General features: G+C 61.8%; 24 protein-coding genes. 11 read left to right on the top strand and 13 right to left on the bottom strand.

Annotation, left to right across the window (positions count from 1 at the left end):
* Nucleotides 1-4: 4 nt before the first annotated feature.
* Nucleotides 5-394, bottom strand: a complete 390-nt coding sequence (locus SB772_RS20295) for a DUF3175 domain-containing protein (protein ID WP_410834999.1) — start codon at nucleotides 392-394, stop codon at nucleotides 5-7.
* A gap of 143 nt (nucleotides 395-537) precedes the next feature.
* Here SB772_RS20295 and SB772_RS20290 point away from each other — a divergent pair, with 143 nt between their 5' ends.
* The 4 genes from SB772_RS20290 (at nucleotide 538) to SB772_RS20275 (ending at nucleotide 4,782) form a co-directional block, all read left to right on the top strand.
* Nucleotides 538-1,089, top strand: a complete 552-nt coding sequence (locus SB772_RS20290) for a bacterioferritin (RefSeq protein ID WP_410834998.1) — start codon at nucleotides 538-540, stop codon at nucleotides 1,087-1,089.
* 147 nt (nucleotides 1,090-1,236) lie between these two features.
* On the top strand, nucleotides 1,237-1,398 hold the full coding sequence (locus tag SB772_RS20285) for a DUF1328 domain-containing protein (protein WP_410834997.1): 162 nt from the start codon (nucleotides 1,237-1,239) through the stop codon (nucleotides 1,396-1,398).
* 216 nt (nucleotides 1,399-1,614) lie between these two features.
* Nucleotides 1,615-4,359 (top strand): DNA ligase D, encoded by a 2,745-nt coding sequence (ligD, locus tag SB772_RS20280; protein WP_410834996.1) that lies wholly within the window; start codon nucleotides 1,615-1,617, stop codon nucleotides 4,357-4,359.
* An 84-nt stretch (nucleotides 4,360-4,443) separates the two neighbouring features.
* Nucleotides 4,444-4,782: a BON domain-containing protein gene (locus SB772_RS20275; protein WP_410834995.1), complete on the top strand. Its 339-nt coding sequence runs from the start codon at nucleotides 4,444-4,446 to the stop codon at nucleotides 4,780-4,782.
* A gap of 279 nt (nucleotides 4,783-5,061) precedes the next feature.
* Here SB772_RS20275 and SB772_RS20270 read toward each other — a convergent pair whose 3' ends face one another.
* Nucleotides 5,062-5,199: a hypothetical protein gene (locus tag SB772_RS20270; protein ID WP_410834994.1), complete on the bottom strand. Its 138-nt coding sequence runs from the start codon at nucleotides 5,197-5,199 to the stop codon at nucleotides 5,062-5,064.
* Nucleotides 5,200-5,404: 205 nt separating this feature from the next.
* On the opposite strand from SB772_RS20270, the gene SB772_RS20265 reads away from it, so the two are divergent.
* The 3 genes from SB772_RS20265 to SB772_RS20255 all read left to right on the top strand — a co-directional run bounded on the left by SB772_RS20265 (nucleotide 5,405) and on the right by SB772_RS20255 (nucleotide 6,881).
* The gene (locus SB772_RS20265) at nucleotides 5,405-5,653 is read left to right on the top strand and encodes a hypothetical protein (RefSeq protein WP_410834993.1); all 249 of its coding nucleotides are present in this window, start codon (nucleotides 5,405-5,407) and stop codon (nucleotides 5,651-5,653) included.
* 207 nt (nucleotides 5,654-5,860) lie between these two features.
* Nucleotides 5,861-6,157, top strand: a complete 297-nt coding sequence (locus SB772_RS20260) for a hypothetical protein (protein WP_410834992.1) — start codon at nucleotides 5,861-5,863, stop codon at nucleotides 6,155-6,157.
* A gap of 175 nt (nucleotides 6,158-6,332) precedes the next feature.
* Entirely contained in the window at nucleotides 6,333-6,881 is a 549-nt protein-coding gene (locus tag SB772_RS20255; protein WP_410834991.1) for a DUF4142 domain-containing protein, read from the top strand.
* Nucleotides 6,882-6,903: 22 nt separating this feature from the next.
* Here the strand turns inward: SB772_RS20255 and SB772_RS20250 are convergent, their stop codons facing one another.
* Nucleotides 6,904-7,155 (bottom strand): hypothetical protein, encoded by a 252-nt coding sequence (locus SB772_RS20250; RefSeq protein WP_410834990.1) that lies wholly within the window; start codon nucleotides 7,153-7,155, stop codon nucleotides 6,904-6,906.
* Nucleotides 7,156-7,225: 70 nt separating this feature from the next.
* Between SB772_RS20250 and SB772_RS20245 the strand changes: the two genes are divergently transcribed.
* A complete protein-coding gene (locus SB772_RS20245; protein WP_410834989.1) occupies nucleotides 7,226-7,678 on the top strand; it encodes a ferritin-like domain-containing protein in 453 nt (150 codons plus the stop codon).
* A gap of 135 nt (nucleotides 7,679-7,813) precedes the next feature.
* Here the strand turns inward: SB772_RS20245 and SB772_RS20240 are convergent, their stop codons facing one another.
* The 3 genes from SB772_RS20240 to SB772_RS20230 form a co-directional block, all read right to left on the bottom strand.
* The gene (locus SB772_RS20240) at nucleotides 7,814-8,395 is read right to left on the bottom strand and encodes a hypothetical protein (RefSeq protein ID WP_410834988.1); all 582 of its coding nucleotides are present in this window, start codon (nucleotides 8,393-8,395) and stop codon (nucleotides 7,814-7,816) included.
* 60 nt (nucleotides 8,396-8,455) lie between these two features.
* Entirely contained in the window at nucleotides 8,456-9,328 is an 873-nt protein-coding gene (locus SB772_RS20235) for a mechanosensitive ion channel family protein (protein ID WP_410834987.1), read from the bottom strand.
* Nucleotides 9,329-9,566: 238 nt separating this feature from the next.
* Nucleotides 9,567-10,469, bottom strand: coding sequence for a YihY/virulence factor BrkB family protein (locus SB772_RS20230; protein ID WP_410834986.1), 903 nt, complete (start codon nucleotides 10,467-10,469; stop codon nucleotides 9,567-9,569).
* A gap of 432 nt (nucleotides 10,470-10,901) precedes the next feature.
* Here SB772_RS20230 and SB772_RS20225 point away from each other — a divergent pair, with 432 nt between their 5' ends.
* Nucleotides 10,902-11,108 (top strand): hypothetical protein, encoded by a 207-nt coding sequence (locus SB772_RS20225; protein WP_410834985.1) that lies wholly within the window; start codon nucleotides 10,902-10,904, stop codon nucleotides 11,106-11,108.
* Between the two features lie 156 nt (nucleotides 11,109-11,264).
* Here the strand turns inward: SB772_RS20225 and SB772_RS20220 are convergent, their stop codons facing one another.
* Nucleotides 11,265-11,855 carry a LysR family substrate-binding domain-containing protein gene (locus SB772_RS20220; RefSeq protein ID WP_410834984.1) on the bottom strand — a complete coding sequence of 197 codons (591 nt, stop codon included), beginning with the start codon at nucleotides 11,853-11,855 and terminating at the stop codon, nucleotides 11,265-11,267.
* Between SB772_RS20220 and SB772_RS20215 the strand changes: the two genes are divergently transcribed.
* Complete coding sequence (locus SB772_RS20215; RefSeq protein ID WP_410835120.1) at nucleotides 11,829-11,900, top strand: hypothetical protein; 72 nt, start codon at nucleotides 11,829-11,831, stop codon at nucleotides 11,898-11,900. The two genes, SB772_RS20220 and SB772_RS20215, sit on opposite strands and share 27 nt — an antisense overlap.
* Before the next feature lie 1,125 nt (nucleotides 11,901-13,025).
* On the opposite strand, the gene SB772_RS20210 is transcribed toward SB772_RS20215, so the two are convergent.
* The 6 genes from SB772_RS20210 to SB772_RS20185 all read right to left on the bottom strand — a co-directional run bounded on the left by SB772_RS20210 (nucleotide 13,026) and on the right by SB772_RS20185 (nucleotide 19,073).
* The gene (locus SB772_RS20210; protein ID WP_410834983.1) at nucleotides 13,026-13,781 is read right to left on the bottom strand and encodes a hypothetical protein; all 756 of its coding nucleotides are present in this window, start codon (nucleotides 13,779-13,781) and stop codon (nucleotides 13,026-13,028) included.
* 217 nt (nucleotides 13,782-13,998) lie between these two features.
* Complete coding sequence (locus tag SB772_RS20205; RefSeq protein WP_410834982.1) at nucleotides 13,999-15,084, bottom strand: YncE family protein; 1,086 nt, start codon at nucleotides 15,082-15,084, stop codon at nucleotides 13,999-14,001.
* 97 nt (nucleotides 15,085-15,181) lie between these two features.
* Nucleotides 15,182-15,727 carry a hypothetical protein gene (locus tag SB772_RS20200; RefSeq protein ID WP_410834981.1) on the bottom strand — a complete coding sequence of 182 codons (546 nt, stop codon included), beginning with the start codon at nucleotides 15,725-15,727 and terminating at the stop codon, nucleotides 15,182-15,184.
* A 298-nt stretch (nucleotides 15,728-16,025) separates the two neighbouring features.
* Nucleotides 16,026-17,126, bottom strand: a complete 1,101-nt coding sequence (locus SB772_RS20195) for a PstS family phosphate ABC transporter substrate-binding protein (RefSeq protein WP_410834980.1) — start codon at nucleotides 17,124-17,126, stop codon at nucleotides 16,026-16,028.
* 203 nt (nucleotides 17,127-17,329) lie between these two features.
* Nucleotides 17,330-17,794 (bottom strand): hypothetical protein, encoded by a 465-nt coding sequence (locus SB772_RS20190; protein ID WP_410834979.1) that lies wholly within the window; start codon nucleotides 17,792-17,794, stop codon nucleotides 17,330-17,332.
* Between the two features lie 88 nt (nucleotides 17,795-17,882).
* On the bottom strand, nucleotides 17,883-19,073 hold the full coding sequence (locus tag SB772_RS20185; RefSeq protein ID WP_410834978.1) for a PstS family phosphate ABC transporter substrate-binding protein: 1,191 nt from the start codon (nucleotides 19,071-19,073) through the stop codon (nucleotides 17,883-17,885).
* 531 nt (nucleotides 19,074-19,604) lie between these two features.
* Here SB772_RS20185 and SB772_RS20180 point away from each other — a divergent pair.
* Nucleotides 19,605-21,023, top strand: a complete 1,419-nt coding sequence (locus tag SB772_RS20180; protein WP_410834977.1) for a substrate-binding domain-containing protein — start codon at nucleotides 19,605-19,607, stop codon at nucleotides 21,021-21,023.
* The last annotated feature ends 160 nt before the right edge of the window (nucleotides 21,024-21,183 follow it).

Genomic DNA, 21,183 nt, shown 5'->3' with positions numbered 1-21,183 from the left:
GCCCTCAGGGCTCGCGGCCGAATGCTTCGCGCAACTTGCGTTTGGCTTTTTCGAGCTCGTCGCGGCGCGACCTGGGAAGGTTTCTGCCGGCCCGGTTGATATAGAAGTTCAGCATCGACATGGCCGATTGAAACGGCGTGCCTTTGCGACGGCGGCTCCGCGTGGACGAACGTTTCAGCGATTGCGCGATCTCCTGCGCGCTGCCGGTTCTGAAGATGCCGGCGTCGAGATCCAGCGCGTCGCTGGTTTCCATCACGTGATGCGACCAGCGGTTGGGCGACTTGCTCACGCTCTGCTGGTTTCGATATGCGGCGCCCGCCTGCGCATGGCGCTGGCGGGGCGGCCGGCCGGTACGGCGCCGCGTCGAGGGGTGAGGGGATTTCACAGGTGGCATGCGGGCCTCGTCTGAACAGGGACGGTCCTGGCCAGGAAGCGTGCAATCCCTATGCCAGTACTTTCGGAGACGGGCACGAAGACTGCTGAATAGCTGATGAATCAAGTCGCCTTTCCAGCGTATTCGAACCCATGGAGAACCTCATGTCACAGAAGCCGTTCCTGAGCGACGTCGAAACCATCCGCAAGCACGCGCGCGACCGTATTGCGGAGGGGGCCGTGACCGCGGGCTATCGTGCCGACCGCGAGACTGTCCTGAAGCTGCTCAACGATGCGCTTGCTACTGAACTCGTTTGCACGCTGCGCTATCGTCGCCACCATTTCATGGCGAAGGGCATTCAGTCGAAGAGTATTGCCGACGAGTTCCTGCAGCACTCGAACGAGGAGCAGCAGCATGCCGACCAGATCGCCGAGCGCATCGTGCAGCTCGGCGGCGAGCCGAATTTCTCGCCTGATGGACTGCTCTCGCGCAGCCACTCGGAATACGTCGAAGGCCAGACACTGGTCGACATGATTCACGAGGACCTGGTCGCCGAGCGTGTGGCGATCGACAGCTATCGCGAGATTGTGCAGTACCTCTCCGACAAGGATCCGACGTCACGCCGGGTGATGGAGACCATTCTTGCTGTCGAAGAGGAACACGCGGACGAGATGGCGGATTTGCTCGAAGGCTTGCCGGAAAAGGTCCGGAAGTAACCGGCGCGGGCACCATGCTTGCGTGTACGAAGGAACAGGCATTGAACAAAGCGGAGAGAAATTCAAAAGCGAAAAACGGCGAGTCAAAACCGGCTTGCGACAACAATGTCAACCGCCCATCGGGCGGCCCATAAGGAGGGATGCGCCATGCTTCAATATGCGCTCGTTTTCTTCATCATCGCGATCATCGCGGCGGTCTTCGGTTTCGGCGGCATCGCCGCCGGCGCGGCGGCCATCGCGAAGATCCTGTTCTACATCTTTCTCGTGATTTTTCTGGTCACGTTGCTGCTCGGCGTCGTGCGACGATGAAGGCGACCTAAGGCCGGAACGGGTCGCAACATCGATCTTCGGATTGCAGCTATTACAACAGGCATTGTAAGGATTGCGAAGTCAACCGGCTGACCACGCTTGCATAGGGCTGCCGTTTTTTTATTCTCGTGCGCGAGACACATGTCGCCGTGGCGCGCTTCGTGCTGAAGTTCGTAACATTGTCGCGCGATGGTGCAGCAGCAAGGGCAATCGATAATGGCGCGGAAACTGGAAACGTACCGGCGCAAACGCCGCTTCGACGAGACTCCCGAGCCGTCCGGCGCGCCGCGGCGCAGCCGGGCGACGGCTCGCGCGAAAGGCGACGGCAATCCGAACGGGCACGCACTTTCCTTCGTGATTCAGGAACATGACGCACGGCGTCTTCATTACGACTTTCGCCTTGAGCTGGACGGCACGTTGAAGTCGTGGGCGGTGCCGAAAGGGCCGAGCCTGGACCCTTCGGTCAAGCGTCTGGCCGTCCACGTCGAAGACCATCCACTGGAATATGGATCGTTCGAAGGTGAGATTCCGCAAGGCAACTACGGCGCAGGCACCGTGCTCGTGTGGGACCGCGGCACCTGGGAGCCAGCGGGCGGCGAGCGAGCGGCGCATGACGCCTATGAGGCCGGCAAGCTGAAATTCCGGCTCGACGGAGAGAAGCTGCATGGCGACTGGGTGCTCGTGAAGAGTCCTATGCGCGGCCGCGGCGACAAGGAGCAGTGGCTGCTGATCAAGGAGCGTGACACCGAGGCCCGCAGCGAAGACGAATTCGATGTGCTTGCCGAACTGCCCGGTAGCGTGCTTTCGCATGACGATAATAAAAACGCGGGCAAAACCGCCAAACCCGGGAAGGGCGCTTCAAAGCGCAAGCACGGCGCCGGAGAGACTCACGCGAGTGCCGCCAGGCACCACGCGAAATCGCTCGTCAAACCGGTGTCATCACCCCATGCGGGCGATGCGAAGACCGACCATCCCGATATCGTCGCCACGCGCAGCGCGGCATCGCTTCGCACACTGGCGGCGTCGCCGTCAATCGAAGGGGCCGTGAAGGCGCGGCTGCCCGCGATGCTCAAGCCGCAGCTCGCGACGCTTGTCGATGCTGCTCCGCAGGGCGGCGACTGGTCGTATGAAGTCAAGTTCGACGGCTACCGGGTTCTTGCACGAATCGACCGGCAAGACTCGAAACGACCGGTGCACATCTTCACGCGATCGGGCCTCGACTGGAGCGCGAAATTCGTCATGCAGTGCGAAGCGATCGCCGGACTCGATATCGAATCGGCATGGCTCGACGGCGAGGCAGCCGTGCTCGATGAACGCGGCGTGCCGGATTTCCAGGCGCTGCAAAACGCGTTCGATACCGATCATCCTCAGGATATCGTGCTGTTCCTGTTCGATTTGCCTTACCTGAACGGCTATGACTTGCGCGAGGCGCCGCTCGTACGGCGGCGCGCGCTGCTTCGTGCGCTGCTGGAAAATGCCGGCGGCGACATGCTGCGCTTCTCCGAAGACTTCGCAATCGATGCCGACGACCTGCTGCGAAGCGCTTGCGAAATGGCGCTGGAAGGCATCGTCGGCAAGCAGCGTGACAGCCACTACGTTTCCAGGCGAAGCCCGACGTGGATCAAGCTGCGCTGCCGTCGGCGTCAGGAGTTCGTGATCGGAGGCTACAGCGAGCCGGCCGGAAGTCGCGCGGGTTTCGGCGCGCTGCTGCTCGGCGTGTATGACGCGAACCATCGGCTGCAATACGCGGGACGTGTCGGAACCGGCTTCGATTCGGCCACGCTGCGCACGGTGAAGCAGGAACTGGCGGCACGCGAAACCGAGCAGATGCCGTTCGCGAGCGTGCCGCGCGAGCGCAGCCGTACCCCCATTCATTGGGTGAAGCCCGAACTCGTCGCCGAATGCAACTTTGCGCAGTGGACAAGCGACAGCATCGTGCGTCAGGCGTCGTTCATCAGCCTGCGTCGCGACAAGCCCGCGCGCGAGATCGTGCAGGAGGAGGCGCGCAAGAACACCGCCACGCCAACGAAGCACGCAAAAAAAGCGTCGTCGCGTGACGAATCGATCGTTGCCGGCGTGCGGATATCGCATCCGGATCGCGTGATCGATGAGAGTACGGGGGCGACCAAGCTCGACCTCGTGCGCTACTACGAGTGGATCGCGCCGCGGATGCTGCCGCATCTCGCGGACCGGCCGGTTGCGCTTTTGCGCGCCCCGGACGGCCTCGACGGCGAGCATTTCTTCCAGAAACACAGCAACAAGCTCGCTTTACCGCATGTCACGCAGCACAAGGGGCTCGACCCCGGCCATGCGCCGCTCCTGACGATTGACAGCATAGAGGCGCTCGCCAGTGCTGCGCAGATGGGTGTGATCGAATTTCACACGTGGAACGGGGTGGCGTCGGCCTTGGAAAAGCCTGACCGGATGGTGTTCGATCTCGACCCGGACCCCGCCTTGGGCTGGGACGCGATGATCGAAGCGGCGCAAGTCACGCGCGAGCTGCTTGCCGAGTTCGGCCTCGAATCGTGGTGCAAGACGAGCGGGGGCAAGGGGCTGCATGTGGTGGTGCCGCTTGAGAAGGGGCTGGGCTGGGAGGACGTCAAGGCGTTTTCTCAGGCGATCTCGCAGCATATGGCCAGGACGCTACCCGAGCGCTTCAGCGCGAAGATGGGCCAGCAAAACCGGAAGAAAAAGATCTTCGTCGACTATCTGCGCAACAATCGCGGATCGAGCACCATCGCGGCGTTTTCGGCACGCGCGCGGGCAGGACTGGGTGTTTCGGTGCCGCTTGCGTGGGATGAGGTCAAACATACGACAAGCGGTGATCAATGGACCATCGGCAACCTGCGCGAACGCCTCGACGCGCTCAAAGGCGACCCATGGGCCGGTTACGCGAAGTGCCGGCAACGCATCACCGCGGCAATGCGAAAGCGTCTTGATCGATCAGGAAAGGACGATTGAAGGCTTTCGCGCGGAACGTTCCTTGCACGACCAAACAGTGAAAGTAAGGAATTTCAAACCCGTAAACCATCGGAAGGAGAAACCATGAAGACCATCGAGTTAATCAGGGCTGCTTGTGGTATCGCATGCGTCGCCTTCGCACTGACCGCGACTGCGCAAACCAGCGGTACGGCCCCTCCGGCAAGTTCCGAAACGATGGGGCAACATCTCGATGACGGCACGATCACCGCGAAAGTGAAAGCCGATCTGCTCACCGCGAAAAACGTGAAGTCGGTCCATATCCATGTGCAGACGCGCCAGGGCATCGTCTGGTTGAGCGGCACGGTGCCGACAGTGGACGACAAAGCGGCTGCGACAGAGGTGGCGCAGAACGTCGACGGTGTCGCCGGCGTCAAGAACCATTTGAAGGTGGCCACGCAATAAGCGTTTCGCGTTCCTTCGTGCGATGAACGGCCAGCATCGCATCGCTGGTTTTGGCGGCAACGATTTCGTAGCGCTGCAGCACGTGCGTGGTGCGAGACGCGGTTGCGTAAAGGATGCTGGCGCGTTTGCAATTCTTTCGCATGAGTACGAGGAGAACTGATAAACGGCTTTCAAAGCACTCCTGCGGATGCAGAAGACGCACGTCGTGCGCTGCATCGTTGGTGAATCTCCGGCGAACAGAGGCGCGGCCGCGTTGTACGTGGTCGGCGCCTCCAGTGCCTAGCCGTCTTCGCCGACCTCAGTGGGATCGGGCAACTCGGGCAGATTGCGGCTGTCGTCCGGTGGTGCCGGTTGTGCCTGATCGTCTTCCGATGCAGGTGTGCCGGAGACCTCGTTGGGTATCTGCATGGTTTGCATCGTTTTCTCCGTAAAGGCCCTTATGCTCGAGGGCGACGCACGCTGCGTGCCAATGTTCTACGGGCCCGGCATCACCGTTTTTTTCGCGAATGCACGCCCAGAAGGCACAGACCTTGCTAGATCACGAGTGGCAGCAGGCAACAGTTGCGCTGTAAGCCGGCGAATGCCGCATTCACCTACCGAGACTTCGACAAAGCAGGGGGTGATGAAACAGCTAACTAATCAAAGCACGGGCAAACAAGTGCTGATGGTGGCGGCGCTCGTATTGTTGACAGCCGCTGGCGGCTGCAAGCGCTCCGCTAGCGACAGCACCGGCGCCGCGCTGAACAGCAGCGGCGTGATGGACGGTCACGCGGCCACCGGCAGCACCGCCGACACGAGCAGCGGCGCGGCCGCCGCCGATAAGGCGAGCACGCAGGCCACGGCCGCCGCGGCGTCGGGGGCCAGCCAATGACGACAGTCCCGCGCGGATTTGCAGTAAGGCGATCTGGGTTGAACGCCTCATGACCAGGCAGACGCCGGAGCAGCAATACGGGCAAGTTGGGGAGGTGGACAAGCGCGGACATGCTGCGCCGGCTATATCGATGCAACCGATCCATGCCGCTCGGTTCTCGCAAGGGTGGGAATGAACGCATGCGCTTGCATCGCGGGAGATGCAATCATGAACTCAAGAATCCATTACCAGATGAATATCTGTGGCGGTGATTTCACGCACGTCAGGGAATGCTTCCGCGACTGGAAATCGCAGCCGCTCGTGTATCGGTGGAACCAACGGATGTTCGAGGGAAAACAGGAAGTGCGTCGTCTGTTCGGCGGTGTATTCAACAACGGCGAGGTCGCGCATCGGGCGCTCGAGCGTGTGTGCGGACCGGGTGATCCCTACGCGCTTGCTGCCGAGATTCGCGACGGCGAGCGCGACCTGTGGCTAGTGATGGCTGCGTACGAAGAAGAAGCTTGAGTTGAACCGAAACGCGCGCTGGCCGACGCTGGTGCAACACGCTGATTGCGCAATCGGCGAGGCGCAACGCTGTATAGGCGCCGTGTGGCGAATGAGGCGCACGCATGGGATCTGAAACGCTGCGCCGCATGTATCCGCGGTGTTTCGGTGAATACATCGACCAGGGAGAAAGAGCATGAAATTCCGATATTTCCTTCAAATGATGGCTGTCGCGCTGGGTCTCGGCGTCGCGTCGACCGGCGCGGTGTATGCACAGGCGAGCGATGCAGCGGCGGGCGCCGCGAAGCTGTCGCCGGCGGACCAGCAGTTCGTGCAGGATGCCTCGCAGGCCGACGCTACCGAAATCGCGGCAGCCAAAATAGCGCTCAGGAATTCGAGCGATCCGCACGTCAAGACATTCGCGCAGCAAATGATTATCGACCATACGAAGCTCTCGCGCAGCATGGACGCACTGGCTGCCAGAAAGGGCCTGGGCGCGGCACCGGCCGCCGATTCTGCGCTGGTTGGCAAGCTGCAAACGCTCAAGGGCCAGGCGTTCGATCAGGCGTATGTAGAACAGGTCGCGCTGGAAGGTCACCAGAAGGCAGTCGATCTGTTCCAGAAGGAGAGCGAGAGCGGCACCGACGCGCAACTGAAGGCCGCAGCCATGCACGCGCTGCCGACCATCAAACATCACCTCGCAATGGCGCAGCAACTCGCTGGCGCAATGAAGGGTTCGTCATGAGTAGGATTGCGCCGCGGCCAGCCTATGAGGATTCCTTTATGCGCATCACTTTTCCCAACGACCAGCCGGTTTTCGACGGCGCGAATCTGACAATGCGCTTGACGGCGCGCGTCGACGGCGGGCCGGCGACTTTGATCCGCTCAAGCAACCCGTGCCGCTCAATGAATTCGGTGAGAAGCACGCTTGATTTGAAGGTTTTTCGCTGAGATTTTCGACGAGCCAGGAAACAGGAACGGCGGTACGTTCCAGGCACGCCCCATGCGAATAGATCCATGGAACCCCGCTGTTGCATGAAGGTATGCGGCGGCAGATTCCATGATTGACGAAACCTATGGAGGTATTGAATGGCTACGAACGTTGTTTCCGTGCTGAATGACCTGATCGAAACGTCGAAGGATGGCGAAAAGGGTTTTCGCAGGGCCGTCGATGATGCACATGACGCGCAACTGAAGACGATGCTTCTAGCGTGCGCGGAAGACTGCATGCGCGGTGCGCGTGAGTTGCAGGACGTGGTCCAAGGTCTGGGCGGCAAACCCGAAGCGCACGGCAGTATGAGCGGCGCATTGCATCGCGGCTGGGTCGACGTGAAGTCGGCGGTGACGGATCGCAGCGACCACGAAATCCTCGCCGAATGCGAAAAAGGCGAGGATGTGGCGAAGAAACGCTATCACGATGCGCTCGAAAAGGACTTGCCGCTGGACGTGCGCAGCATCGTCGAGCGTCAGTATCAGGGCGTGCTGCAAAACCATGACCGTGTGCGCGATCTGCGCGATCAGTATGCCTCGGCCAGGCGTTAATCGGCATTATTAGTCGAAATCGATCGGCAGTAAGCGGCCGGCGCGCTGACGAGCGCCACAACACAACTTTTCACGCCAGCGTCCGGATATTGGTGCCCTTGGCTGCGAGCCGTCCGTCCTGAACGCTCCCGGTGACTACTTGCTCGTTCCGGGCGTGACGGATATCGCAACCGCTTCGGTGTGCACAATTTCAACCTGATCACCCTGGCGAATTTTCTGCAACTGCTCGGGGTCCACCAACACATCCACCGTGCCCTGCGGCCCCTTTATTGTGACGTGTTTCCCCTCTGCATCAATGGCAACGACATCGCCCACTACCGTCACCTCACGACTGATTGTGCCGCCCGGTTTGGCCCCGGACGCGGCCGGCTGTAAGACCTGCCGCTCCTTGGCAGACCGCGGGCCGCTTGTTTTTCTGAGACTCAGAGACCTCGCCTCCCGGTACTCGGTGGTGACCACATCACCAACCTTGAGCTGATCAAAGTTGCGCACTTCCTCGCCCGCCTCAAGTTCTTCGACCCGGCCGTTCTTGTCCTTGAGCGTGACGGTGCGGGTAGCGGGATCAATGGCGACGACCGTGGCAATTACCGTTGCCGTTCCTGTCACGGTGGTCTTGTCTGTTCCATTTTTGATCTCCACAGACGTCTGTGGCTGGGCAAATGCCGGGCAGGTCATCATGGCGACGGCGGCCGCCACAAGGAAATACTGGATCTTCATTGCCGTGCTCCCTGGATCGGCTCCGGAACGATTCAATTTTGCGAGCCGACGACTGACGAATTACAAGTGCGTCAGCGCAACATCCGTATCGTCGGTCGTGCGCTCCGAGGCTGTTCCCGCCGCGCTGCCCGCTACCGCGAGTCCCGCCGTCGCCAGAGCGTCGCAGGCATGCCCGCGTAGATCGTCGACCGCATAGGGCGCGTCCGGGTCACGCACCCACGCGCTGATCTGCAGCCGCGCGCCGCCCTTCGACGGATAGCTGTCGACCGCGACCGTCGGCGCGAGTGTGGAGCCCGTCAGTACACGTGGTTCGGCGGCGACCATCTTCTTCAGCTCGGCGATGGCCGCATCCACCTGGTCGCGTCGTGCGAGATCGATCATCACATCGATATGCTGCGTGCCGCCGCTGCTGTAATTGATGAGGGGGTTGCTCCAGATCTGACTGTTCGGCACGAACACGACGTTGCCGTCCCCGCGTTCGATACGCGTCGTGAAAAGCCCCACTTCACGAACGATGCCCGCAGCGGCGCCGCTGCCTTCGATCACGTCGCCGGTCCTGAACGGCCGTAGCATCAGCAGCATGATGCCGGCCGCGATGTTTTGCAGCGTGCCCTGCAGCGCCAGACCGATCGCGAGTCCGGCGGCACCCAACGCGGCAAGCACGCTCGCCGTGGCGATACCGACTTCACTCAGCGCTGCGACGATCGCGACGACGCGTACGGCCCACGCTGCAATGCCGGCGAGCATCGGCGCCAGTGTCGGGTCCGCGTCCGAGCGGATCAGCATGCTCGCGAACAGCTGCGCGATGCGGTTCGATACCCACCAGCCGATCACGAGGATCAGCACCGCAACGATCAGGTGCAGGACGTCGTGCGTCACCGACGCGAGCAGCGACGGTTGCAGATGGAAGAGGCGGTTGAAGAATTCGTCCATGGTTGAATGTCAGCCGGTTGCAATGGGTCGCGAGATGCGTCGCCGCGCAGCGCCGATCCGGCGATCCGCCGGAATTTACGGCCTGCCCCGCGAACGCGTGGAACGCGCGCAAACTGGGACAGCACGCGATCTCGCACGTGGTGTGTACGGAGCAGCAGACCCCGTGCCTGTCCGCTTTCGACAGATAATCACGCTGCTTGTGCGTGGAGCATGCTGGCCCGCGCCGCTCCGGCGCAATTCAACGGGTGGCGAGTCCCTGTTCGGGCGGCGGCCCGGCATCGATGCCGGAATATTCATACTGTGAGATCACCTGGGCGCCAAATAGCAGCAACGTGGCGAGCCATTCGAGACTGAAGAGGATCACGATGGCAGTCGTCAACGAGCCATAAACTACGCTGACCTGTGACAGCCTGGCGAAATACCAGACCAGCACATGACGCGTGATTTCCCACAGTAGGGCCGCTGTCACGCCGCCGAACAACGCGTGCCGCAGCACGGGACGGCCAACCGGCATCACAAGGTAAATCGAGGTCAGCACGAAGATTTCGCCGGCCACGCCGAGCAGATACAGCAGCGCGCGCGAAAATCCCTGCAGCGAAACATGGCGACCGAGCAGATCGACACCTTGCGCGCCGACAGCTTGCAAGCCGGTGGAGACGAATGTGACGATCAGCAGGCCGACGCCGAGAAAGAGGATATAGCAATACGGCAGCAGCGCCGACAGCATGAAATGACGCCGGCGGATCGCCACCCGGTGCACGAAGATCACTGACATCGCGTTCTCCAGCACAGTAAAAGCAAGCGAGCTGAAGAAGAACATCGTCATGAGCAGCACCCAGCCAATCACTGCGCGGTGAGCGAGGAAATTGGCAAGTTCATGGACGAGCGCGTCGGCCTGGCCCGGCACCAGCCAGCGCAGCAAACGCGCAAGCGTGTCGAGCAGAACGCGCGGGTCCACCACGTGCGACAGCGCAATGACAATCAGGATGAGAAGCGGAACAATCGAGAGGAGAGCGTAGTAAGCGACCGCGCCCGCCAGCAGCATACCCTGATTGGCGCGAAAGGCCTTCAGCGTCTGCAGCAGGAACGTGCCCGGATGGCGTGCAACGCTGCGCGCGCGGTGCAGGGTGTCGACGCTCATGGCCGCGGTTCGACTGCTGAAATGGGTGCAACAAGAGACGGATAGTTGATGGGCATGAAGGGCTCCTTGCTGGCGTCGCGAACACTTTCCTGCGCTTTGAAAAATTTTGGGGAGGATCATTGGGCGCCGTCACCGCGAGACTCCTTGCCGCTCGCCTACGGTAAAAATCGCGGCGAGCAGTCCCGCGGAAACAAGCGCGGTCGTTCGTTGAATCATGGTTTTCACCTTCTGTCGGCAAGGGCATATGCATTGACAGAGGCAAAAGTCGTGCCGCGCGCTTCCGGACCAGCAAGGAACAGCGCCTGCCGCGCTCCAGGTTGCCGCCGTGCAATCTGTTAGCGGATCGAGTAAATGTTGCCAGCCCGCATGCGCCGAATCGGCGTTCCCTGAACGGCCTATTTCGCATTCGCCGCGCTGGCGGGCGGGCTTCGTATGATTTTGTCGTTGGTCGGCCTGTCCGGATTCTTCACTGGCATGTTGTCAGGACTGGTCGCGCTCGCTGCGCTTGAAGCCGCGGCGGGCGGCGGTTTCACCATCGGGGTTTCCGGTTGCGGCGCCACGGCTTGGGCCTGCGCCGTGGCGGCGAAGGCCGTCGAGATCACGAACACGAAGGTCGTACCGGGCGCTACGAGTGCATGACGAGGCTTCATCGACTTCTCCAGATTGTTCCTTTCCCGCTCGTCGCGAAACGCGTGCCCGGCTCGCACCGATGCATCGCAGCGTTCGCTACGGACCGCTTTGATGCTTTTCCGGCAATGCGAGATGGAGCGTCGCGGTCGGCCGTAACATATCGTCCTACAGATCGACACCGATGATCGGGTGCAAACCATCTCCGCCGGACCCCGTCGCAACCTGCCGGAGGCCCAGCGCCAACTCCACAAACTGCATCGCCCGGGCGTTGGCGTCGCCACCGACCTGAGGTTCGAATCCGCGCTTCGCGCACAACGCGACCGTCTTTTCATAGACCGCGACCCCTGCTTGCCGCGGATAGGCGATGAACGGCTCGTCGCGCAGATCCTTGAGCTTGATCGATGAAGCCTTGGCGAGCCGATGGCGGGCATGCATGGCGAGCATCAGCGGTTCTTCCATCAGCGGCGTGAACACCAGATCGGTAGGCGGCACACTTTCGGGCACCCGCAGCAAACCGACGTCGATTTCGCGCTGCTCGATCGCCTCGATCTGCCGGGACGATGACAGCTCCAGCAGCGTGATGTTGACCTTCGGACGTTGCGTCCGGTACGCGTGAATCAGCTTGGGGAAAAACGGTGACAGCGTTGAAGCGTTGGTAAAGCCGACCCGCAATCGCCCAACGTCGCCGCTGACGTGCTCGCGCTCGGTTGCAACGACCTCTGCGCCGACATGGGTCACACCGGCGAGTCGGCTCATCCCGAGGTCGCGGCCGCGTGTCGCAAAGTGATCGCGGCGGCATAGGCCCCGAAGACAAATATCCGAAGGTCGAGCATCCGCACTACATGGTCGGACTATCACTGCCGCATCTCAGAAAGCTGTCTAATAAGGACAACTATGCTCGAGCCAAACAGGTAGTCTACAGCCGTCAACTTGACAAGGCCGCTGGCGGAGTTTCTGAACAGAACTCGAGACGGCAGCCTTCACAATCTTCCTCTTTGGCAGGACGATCGGCTGTGCGGCAGAGATCGACGATCACCTCAATCGCGGCCACGCCGCAAAACGTGGTTCGATATGTCGCATAGCCGGCGCCGACATGCGCAGGCGGCCGGGACCGCGCGAGCCGCCGGGTTATTCGCGAGCGGGGGTTAATGAGACGGCACCGAGGGTTCACCCCAAGTCCGAAATTCAGGTTGCATTCAGGTTGCGTCGCTAGGCTTTGCTCATGAACACGACGAGCGGGCGGCGAAAGATCCGCACCCCGGTAACCAGGGCCGCGTCGTCGCGTTAATCCATCTACACACGGTGCGAAGGAGGCGCACTGACCAGGCGCGGCCACGAAGTGGAAGCATTGGCACGGGCCGGCCGCATTGGCAATGACGGGATTGAAGGAGCAGGTGATGGAAACGACTAGGACGTCCTTGCGTTATCAGGTGGAGAAGTGGCTGATGATGGCTTCTGCAATGTCGGCTCGGGTCAGCCGCGCAAACCGTGCAGGCTCGAATGGGAGGCGCTGTGTATGCGTCGAGGCGTTGAGATCCACAGGTCCTATTGCCATCTATTTCTTTTGCGAGCGTGAGGGCAACTGGTGCGTATCCCCGCTTCGTTCGAATCGACCGGCGATGAGCGTGGCTTGAAGGGCAGTCAGTCACCGATCGATTCTGTATCCACACTGGCAGGGTTACGTGGTTGTGACCGTCTCCGAGGCCGCGGCGTTCGACGGACGTGCTCAAACGCGGAGATTTGGCTGCAGCATTGTCCGCATGCCTATCTGATCGACGTGCGCCGGAACGATCAGACGTGTGAACCGGGCTCATTGCCATCACCCGCAACCCGGTTTCACCTCCAACCTTAACCTCCGGCGACACGCAATACTTCCGACATTCTTTCTCGACGTGTCGAGTTTCTGCGCTCGGGAATTGTTCGCTGCTAATGGGCTGCCACGGCAGGCCGTTGCCGGAATACGGATCCGCAAACCAGAATGAACAGCACAAGCGCGATCGAGGCGCCATACCGGCTCATTGCAAGACCGCCATTAGCGATGGGCTTGTCGAGGAAGTCGCCGACCACTGCACCCAGCGGTCGGGTCAGGATGAACGCCGCCCAAAAGAGCAGCGTCCTTGGGATGTCGGTCGAGTAGTAGGCAATAACGAGCACGAGCAGCAGACCGCCGAAGATCAGCGCGGCACCGGAGTAGCCAAGGCCTGCCGAATCGGCCGTCCAGTCTCCCAGCGCGGTGCCGAGCGTCTGGGAGAGCATGATCGTCACCCAGTAGAACATTTCGGCTTTCGCGGACGAAACCGTCGTCACGCATATCGAACCCATCGTCCGATACCAGACGAGTAGTGATGCGAGCAGCAGGAACATCAGGAGTGCGCTGCCGCCCGCATAACCGATGCCGAGCGATCGATCGGCAAAATCCGCGAGTGTCGTGCCGACAGTTGTGGTCGCGATAATGGTGAGCCAGTACAGCACGGGGACGAATCGGTCCGCCTTGATCTGTGCAACGACCGACACGAGAAATATGACTGCGAAGATGATCGTACTGACCAGATAACCCAGATTCATGGACATCGAAGCGGCATCGCCGCCGGTTTCACCGAGCGTGGTTGCGGCGATCTTGATGATCCAGAACGCTAGTGTGACCTCGGGAACCTTGACTACTGCGCTGTTCATTTTTTCCATGGCGTTTGGCCTGAAATATGGTTAGGACGTGGTTGTCGACAACCTGCTGACCTCGGGGCTGCCGTCGATGAACGCTCAAGCCAGGCTGTCAGCGGAGCAAGACGACAGGCTACGGGAAGATTCCTTAAGAGAGACTTAGAGACTGCATTGCGCGTCCCGGTCACCTGGTAACGATGGCGGTTTCCCAACTTGCCACGCCATCTCACACAGCGAGCATTTACTTCCCGGCCACTGTCTTCACGCTGGCGCCCGGCAATACATCGAAACGCAGCAATTTTCCGCCGGTGCCTGAATCGCCCGGCGAGACCGCAATATAGAGACATTTCCGCGCAGGTACGAGAATCGCCGTCTTGGCGCCCATGTCCGTCGGCATGTGTGCGAGTTCCTCGTAGCGGTGGGGATCCTTCTGCTGGATGACGCCCAGATAATCGTCTCCGGCCATGTAGATGCGCTGATTGGCCTCGTCGAAGATGACTTCGTTCGTGCGCTGGGGCGCGTCGAACGACGCGATCATGTTGCCGTTTGCGGCATCGAGCACGAGTAGCTTGAACGGCTTGCGCGTGCCGATAAACAGGCGCTGGTGCTTCTCGTCGAACGCCATGGATGCGTTGAGTTCCGCGCCGTGGATCGGCCAGTTCGCGATCGCGTGGCGCGTCGCCTTGTCGACGACAGCGAGCGTGCTCTTGCCCGTTACGTTGACGAAGAGTCGATGACCGTGCTGCTCCGCCGCCATTGCTTCGGTAAAATCAGTGTCGAACGTCACGTCGCCGATGTGGCTACCTGTGCGCGGATCGACCTCCGAGACGACCGTTCGCGTCATCTTCGGCTCGGCGTTTTTGCCACCGGTGACGACGTACATATGGCGACGCGACGGATCGTAGCGCATCGAATCGGCGCCGGCGGTGAGCGGGATCGAACCGATCATTCGATAGCTCTTGCCGTCAACGATGCGTGTCATGCCGGCGCCGCTGTCGGTGACGATCAGGCGGTTCACGTCGGGCAGATACAGAATTGCGTGCGGCTGGTCGAAGCCCTTGATCGTGCGGAGATGCTTGCCGCTGCCGAGGTCGAACACCTCGAGCGTCGCGCCGTCTTCGCCGGCGAGAAACAGGCGCCCGCCGGCGACGTCGGCGGCGAAGTGGTCGAAATCGCCTTTGTAGCCGGGCAATGCCGTGCTGCCGGTGAGCCGCAACGGAGCGCTGGCCTTCGGTGCCGCCGCGCGGGCGGCGTGCGGCAGCGTTGCGCAGAGCATCGCGACTGCGAACGTCGTCAGTGACACCAACGCGGAAATTCCCAAACGCATATTGAGTCTCCTGAATGGGAATGAATCGATAAAAAGGGTCTTCCCCGAGATGCTGGGAAAGACGCTTCGGATGCATCTCGTCGGCCGCGCGCGTCGCCTACCTCGCGGGCTCGAACAGCGCGGCGTAGCTCGGGATCTGCCTTTGCAATGCGTCGCGCAGATGCGTCGAGGCGAGGAAGAACGCGGTCTCGCCCTTCGCGTTCGCGCCGTCGTTCTTGTACGCGAGCACGATCTCGCCGACGTTCTCCCCGTGCACGTCGCGCAGCGGCAACATCATCACGAACTTCTTGACCGTGTCGTTGGGGCGACGCCAGCGCGGGTCGACGATCGTGATGCCCTTCTTCGAGATGTCGATGTCGTCCGGATCGTCTGCATTGCCGATGCGATCGAGGTAGGAGCCGGCGAACATCGTGTAGGCGTCCGTCATGCCGGGAGGCACGCCGTGGAAAGTCACGCTGAGCAGCTCGGGATGCTGTCGCATGATTTGATCGGACAGTTTCTGTGCGTAAATCTTCGCGCTCGGCGGCGTCCAGTTCTTTGCGTGAGGCTCGGGCGCGATGGTGGCGGCGTCGGCCGAGTACACCGCGGAAACCGACACGACGCCGAGCATCGCGACGAGCAGGGTCTTCGTCAGGGTCTTCATGTCTCTCCTCTCTTAGCCCTACGGGCGTTATGGAACAGGTGTGAGTCGAGTGTAGAGTCGTCACCTTGAACGAGCGTTAACGCGATCTGAACTCGAATTCAGTTTGAGACGGCAAGGCTGTCGCAGTGGATGTTGCCATTGCAACGCGTGGCGACGTCCTTGTGTCCGCGCGAATGTCGCTACAGGCTGATCGAATCGGCATCAACAACGAGAGCGAGCCGGGACTCACTGTGTTTCGCCGATGGAAAGCAACGACGCAAGCGGGACCGCGGAAACGCGCCCGTCCGCGTTTGCGAAGTCATTCCGCCTGATCGAGCTTCGCCAGCTCTTCCTTGACGACGGATGGGGTCAGTGGAATATAGACGCCTTCCTTTGCCACCACGTCCTGCCCCTGGCGGCTAAGTACGAGCTTCAGAAATTCCCTGGTCTTCGGCTGCAGCGGTTCGCCGGGCTTCTTGTTGACGAAGATGTACACGTAGCGCGAGAGCGGATATTTGTGCGTGTACACGTTCTGCAGCGTCGGTGCGAGGTAAGGTCCGCTGTCGTCCGCCGCGAGCGGCACGACTTTGACATTCGGCGTCACGTTGGCGAGCAGCGCGTAAGTGAGTCCGCCCGGATGTGCCGCCATATCCTCTGCCGCCACCGTGAACGCATGCGTGAAGCCCTTGCCCTTCACGAACTGGATGTTGTCCTTATATTCGCCGCCTTCGAGCAGATTCAGCTTCAGGAAGTACTCGATGCCGTTGACCGGCTTCAGGCCGTAGAGATGAATCGGCCGGTCCGCCCAGTCGCCGCCAAGCCCCAGGTCACCCCAAGTGTTGATGTCGGCGTGCCCGCGATTACGCGTCTTCGAATAAATCGCGTCGAGCTGGGCCAGCGTCAATCCCTTGATCGGGTTGTCCTGGTCGACGAGTATCACCGACGTCGCCGTCTTGCCGAGCGAGCCGACGCTGCCCGTCGCGACGCGAATCGCGAGCGGCTTGTAGCCGAACTTGTCGACGAATGCCTTCTCCTCGGCGGGCAGCAATTCACGTCCGACGGGCGCCAGGTCTGCCGCGCCGTTTGTCAGTGCCGGACCGCCCGCGCCGGATGCCTTCGCCTCCATCGTCACGCTCAGGCGCGGATAGGCTTTCCGATAGAGCTTGATCCATCCGAGCGTGATCTCGTCCATCACGTCCGCACCGACGAGGCGCAATTCCTCCTCCGGTACCGACTGGACTTCGCCCGGGTGCCAGCTCGGTATCGACGGGTCGACATTGAGGTGGTGCTCGACAGCCGCGTACTTCAGCGCGAACGCCGACGGCGATGTCAGCGCGCCGAGCGCGGCCATGCCGATCATGGCCGCGACCGATGCCGCTGCGGATTTGCGTAAAGCTCCAAACTCCTTCTTTCGTTTCATGGACGTCTCCTGAATGAACCAAGGCCGACATGTTGTCGTGAGGTCGCCGTCGGCAAGGCGTTGGTTGTGTGTCGCAAGGCGGTCGTGTCGGCGGTGAAGCCTGTGCGTAGCCGACACGATGAGGCTGCACCACGATCGTGGGCCTGGAAGATAAAACCAACCTGAAAATTTACTGAATTAATCTTCAGGCGCGCACGTAACGGTCAGTGCGTGGGCTGGAACAGTGCATCCAGCGTGCGGGTGCGCGCGGCGAGTTCGTCGCGAATCCTTTCGGCCTGACGCACGATTACTTCGCGATTTCCGCCCGGAGCAAAGTGAAACGTCGAGCCGATCACGCCGATGGTCTTGCCGTCGGCGCTGTGCATCGGCAGTTCGACTGACAGGTCGCCGGTTTTCGTGGTCTCGGTGCGGGGCCGGCCGCTGTCGAGCACGGCGAGATCGTCGGCATCGGCCGGCTTGCCGATGCGGCCGATGTTCGATGCGATGATCAGGTTCTCACTACCGGCGGGCGGCGTGACGTGCAGGGCAAGGATCGTGAGCTCGGGGTGTGCGGCCAACGTGGTGTCGACGAGTTGCTGCGCGTATGGCGCTGCCTGCACTTCGGCGCGTGCCGACCAGGCGAGCGCGAGCAACGCCGCTGCCGCGGCGGCTTTGGGGATGCGGTGCATGCGAAAGCTCCTGAAGAGGGCGCCGCCCGCGGGATGTGTGGAATGGCGAGCGGCGCCGGAGGGCGAGGGCGAGAGGCGGGCTGCGAGGTCAGTTGGCCAGCATCGCGCGCGAGCTTTCCACTTGCTGCGCGCGCAGCGGCACGTACATCGCGTGATCGAGTACGGCTTGCTGGCCTTGCTTGCTCAGCACGTAGCGGAGGAACTCGGCGATCGCCGGGTTGAGCGGCTTGCCGGGCGCCTTGTTGGTGTTGAAGTAGATCAGTCGGCTCAACGGATACGTCGCCAGCGCAACGTTCTCGTACGTCGGCGCGACGAACGGTCCGCTATCCGACTGGCCGAGTGGCAGCATCTTCACCGGCGCGTCGATATAGGCGATCCCCGAGAAGCCGATGCCATAGCGATCGTCGGCCACGTTCTTCGCGAGCGGGAACACCAGCTTGTCGTAATGGATGTCGTCGCGCCACTCGCCGCGCTTCCCGTCGGTGCTCAGCACACGCTGCCTGACGAATTCCTCGAAGCCGTTCCACGGCTTGATCGCATAGACATGCACCGGCTTGTCGGCCCAATCGCCGGTCAGCCCGAGGTCACCCCAGGTCTTGATCGGCTTGCCGCCGCGCAGCTGCGTGCGCGAGTAGAGCGCGTCGATCTGCGGGTAGCTCAGCTTCTCGATCGGATTGTCCTTGTTGACGAAGAAGCCGATCGCATCGAGGAAGCCGAAATGCCGGTACGAGCCGCCGGAAATCGGCACGCTGAGCGGATCGTAGCCAAACTTGGCCTTAAAGTCGGTGACGTCGTCCGGCTTGAGTTCACGCGAAACAAAAACGAAGTCGAGCTTTTCCCTGAGCAACTCTTTCGCGCCGAGGCTCCCCGCGTAGGGCGGCGAAATGTGAATGTCGACGTTCGGATAGTACTTCTTGAAACCTTCAATCCAGCGGTTGACAAGCGAGGGCAACACGTCGGACGCCGCGCCCGCGAACGTGCCGGAGAGCTTGCTGTCGGTGCGAGGCTGGTAGTCCGGCAACGCGGCATCGAGCCGCGGCTGTAGGATTTCGGGTTCGAGCAGCGTGCGTCCAACTTTCATGCCTTCATCGGCTTGCTCCTTGGTCTGCGGCGTCGCCGTCTTGAGCGCGGGCACGACCCACTCGACCATCGGCGTGTTGGCGTATGCCGTGCCCATCAATACCGATGTAACGGTCCAGGCGGCGGTGACGGCCAGACGGCAATAGCGGTGGGGCGATCGACGTCGGCCCGTCGCGGAACAGGGTTCGTATCGATTCATGAGATGTCTCCTCCTTTATTGAATTGGACTAGATGCCGCTGTTCCTTCATCCCGAGACCAACGGCGCAAAAAGACGACCGGGGATGACGTGCTGAATAGCGTGCGATCCGGCGAATCAGGTAGCGTGCCGATCCGATACGACACAACAATAGTGCCGCCGGATGAACGAAAACTGAAGCGATCCTGAAAATCCGTTCATGAAACGCATCTGCCCAAGATGAACGAATCTTCAGGATCGGTTCAGGTTGGCTTCATCGTGTCGCCGTACCGTTGGGACAGCTTGCACGGGCGCAAAGGCGGGGCGGCGTTCCTGACCGGAAGCCCGGCGAATGCGCCATTTTCCCTATCCGGCAGGAGACACCCGTGCTTGCTTTCAATCTTTCCCAGCGGCACGCATCATCGTCGATGCGGCATCTACTGCATTCATCGCGCACGTCCCGGTTTACCGGTTCGTGTGCACCAAGGGGCCACCGGCGTTCAGCCGGCGCAAGCCTTGTGGTTGCCGCCTGTCTGGCGCTGACGGCACCCGCCATGGCACTCGCAGTGGATGCTGTCGCAGGCACTCCAGTTTACCAACCGCAAGCGAACCTGAGCGGGAGGCTCAATTGCGTCGGCGACGACACGATGGGGCCGCTGGTCGACGCGTGGCTTGCCGCCTTCCAGCGACGTCAGCCGGGCATTCGTCGCGGGCCGCACTGGCGTCATGCGGGCAGCGCGACGGCGTTCGGTGCTTTGATGTTCGGCGATGCCGACATCGCACCGATGGCGCGCGAGCCGCTGCCGACCGAGCTACAACCGTTTGCGCACCAGTTCGCGGGCGACATGATGAAGTCGCCGCTTTTTGTGCGCGTCGCGAGTCGCGACGGTCAGCCGGCCTATCTCGCGGTGAATCGGCGACCCGGTGCGCCGTTGCCTCCGAAGGTCAAGGCGTTCCTCGAGTTTGCGCTGAGCGGCGACGGGCAGGCGATCGTCGCTGCGCAACAGCGCTTCACGCCACTCACCGCCGACGACGATGCGCGAGAACGTGCGAAGCTCGACGGCTTCCTGCCGCAGCTCGATACGGGATTGCCCGGCTATCGTCCGGTGGCGGGCCTGCACGGCGCGATTGACAGCATCGGCAGCGACGGCATGAAATCGCTGATGGACACGTGGATCGATGCGTTCACGCACGTGCAGCCCAGCGTGCGCAAGGGCGATCGATGGGAGCATCTCGGCACGTTGAACGGCTTTCACGCGCTGCTCGCAGGCGATACCGAGATGGCGCCGATGGGCCGCGAACTGTGGCCTGACGAGCGGGCTGCCTATGCGCAGATCCGTCACGACGCGGCGCCGCTCGAAATCCGTGTCGCGCGCGGCGGCTTCAACACGCCGCAACGCACGACCGCGCAAGCGATCTTCGTGCATCCGGACAATCCACTCTCCGGCATCACACTGCCGCAGCTCGCATCGATCGTGCAGCGCAACCCGGCCATCACTCGATGGGGACAACTCGGTCTGACGGGCGAGTGGGCCGACCGTCCGATCACGATCTACATGCCGCCGCACGTCGCGCCGAACGCGATGTCGATGCAGTTCATGGTGCTCGCCGGCGGGCAATGGAACGCGGCCGTGCACGAAGGATCGATCGACGACACCGCGCGTGCGATTGCCCACGATCCAGGCGCGATTGGCTTCGGCGGACTCGAGGAGGTCGGCCCCGGGCTGAAGTCCCTGGCCGTGGCGCGGCGGGCCGGCGAGCCGTTCTATGTCCTCGACGCCGAGAATGCGTCGAGCGGCCGGTATCCGCTCACCCGCTACATGTACATCCGGCTCAACCGGCCGCTGACGGCCCCAGTGAAGGCGTTTCTGCGCTACATCCTGAGCCGCGAGGGGCAAGAGCCGGTGCGTTATTCGGCGTACTTCCCGCTGACTGCGGCGGAAGTGCGGGAAGAACTGGCGAAGCTCAAGTAGCGGTCGCTCGAATCCGTCCCGGCGCGCGCCGCTGGCGATCCCTGAACAGAGATTCATTTTCCGTTCAGCCTGTTTTTAAGATTGCCCCGTATAACTGAAACCGTTTCATGAGCCCGGGCATCCCGAACCGGGACACGGTGCGAGCGCCGCAGCCAATGCG

Origin of the sequence: Paraburkholderia sp. SIMBA_030 (genome assembly GCF_046535245.1) — a bacterium.
Lineage (GTDB): Bacteria > Pseudomonadota > Gammaproteobacteria > Burkholderiales > Burkholderiaceae > Paraburkholderia.
The sequence above is the reverse complement of the archived record's forward strand: the minus strand, read 5'-3'. Positions and strand labels throughout refer to the sequence as shown.

Excerpts from the sequence above, each read along its gene's own strand:
- SB772_RS20235 (WP_410834987.1), bottom strand. The coding sequence starts at position 9,328 with ATGGACGAATTCTTCAACCGCCTCTTCCATCTGCAACCGTCGCTGCTC.
- SB772_RS20260 (WP_410834992.1), top strand. The coding sequence starts at position 5,861 with ATGAACTCAAGAATCCATTACCAGATGAATATCTGTGGCGGTGATTTC.
- SB772_RS20205 (WP_410834982.1), bottom strand. The coding sequence starts at position 15,084 with ATGCGTTTGGGAATTTCCGCGTTGGTGTCACTGACGACGTTCGCAGTC.
- SB772_RS20180 (WP_410834977.1), top strand. The coding sequence starts at position 19,605 with ATGGCACTCGCAGTGGATGCTGTCGCAGGCACTCCAGTTTACCAACCG.
- SB772_RS20275 (WP_410834995.1), top strand. The coding sequence starts at position 4,444 with ATGAAGACCATCGAGTTAATCAGGGCTGCTTGTGGTATCGCATGCGTC.
- SB772_RS20255 (WP_410834991.1), top strand. The coding sequence starts at position 6,333 with ATGAAATTCCGATATTTCCTTCAAATGATGGCTGTCGCGCTGGGTCTC.
- ligD (WP_410834996.1), top strand. The coding sequence starts at position 1,615 with ATGGCGCGGAAACTGGAAACGTACCGGCGCAAACGCCGCTTCGACGAG.
- SB772_RS20220 (WP_410834984.1), bottom strand. The coding sequence starts at position 11,855 with ATGAGCCGACTCGCCGGTGTGACCCATGTCGGCGCAGAGGTCGTTGCA.
- SB772_RS20240 (WP_410834988.1), bottom strand. The coding sequence starts at position 8,395 with ATGAAGATCCAGTATTTCCTTGTGGCGGCCGCCGTCGCCATGATGACC.
- SB772_RS20225 (WP_410834985.1), top strand. The coding sequence starts at position 10,902 with ATGATTTTGTCGTTGGTCGGCCTGTCCGGATTCTTCACTGGCATGTTG.
- SB772_RS20250 (WP_410834990.1), bottom strand. The coding sequence starts at position 7,155 with ATGGATCTATTCGCATGGGGCGTGCCTGGAACGTACCGCCGTTCCTGT.
- SB772_RS20185 (WP_410834978.1), bottom strand. The coding sequence starts at position 19,073 with ATGAATCGATACGAACCCTGTTCCGCGACGGGCCGACGTCGATCGCCC.
- SB772_RS20270 (WP_410834994.1), bottom strand. The coding sequence starts at position 5,199 with ATGCAAACCATGCAGATACCCAACGAGGTCTCCGGCACACCTGCATCG.
- SB772_RS20190 (WP_410834979.1), bottom strand. The coding sequence starts at position 17,794 with ATGCACCGCATCCCCAAAGCCGCCGCGGCAGCGGCGTTGCTCGCGCTC.
- SB772_RS20290 (WP_410834998.1), top strand. The coding sequence starts at position 538 with ATGTCACAGAAGCCGTTCCTGAGCGACGTCGAAACCATCCGCAAGCAC.
- SB772_RS20285 (WP_410834997.1), top strand. The coding sequence starts at position 1,237 with ATGCTTCAATATGCGCTCGTTTTCTTCATCATCGCGATCATCGCGGCG.
- SB772_RS20210 (WP_410834983.1), bottom strand. The coding sequence starts at position 13,781 with ATGGAAAAAATGAACAGCGCAGTAGTCAAGGTTCCCGAGGTCACACTA.
- SB772_RS20245 (WP_410834989.1), top strand. The coding sequence starts at position 7,226 with ATGGCTACGAACGTTGTTTCCGTGCTGAATGACCTGATCGAAACGTCG.
- SB772_RS20265 (WP_410834993.1), top strand. The coding sequence starts at position 5,405 with ATGAAACAGCTAACTAATCAAAGCACGGGCAAACAAGTGCTGATGGTG.
- SB772_RS20295 (WP_410834999.1), bottom strand. The coding sequence starts at position 394 with ATGCCACCTGTGAAATCCCCTCACCCCTCGACGCGGCGCCGTACCGGC.
- SB772_RS20195 (WP_410834980.1), bottom strand. The coding sequence starts at position 17,126 with ATGAAACGAAAGAAGGAGTTTGGAGCTTTACGCAAATCCGCAGCGGCA.
- SB772_RS20200 (WP_410834981.1), bottom strand. The coding sequence starts at position 15,727 with ATGAAGACCCTGACGAAGACCCTGCTCGTCGCGATGCTCGGCGTCGTG.
- SB772_RS20230 (WP_410834986.1), bottom strand. The coding sequence starts at position 10,469 with ATGAGCGTCGACACCCTGCACCGCGCGCGCAGCGTTGCACGCCATCCG.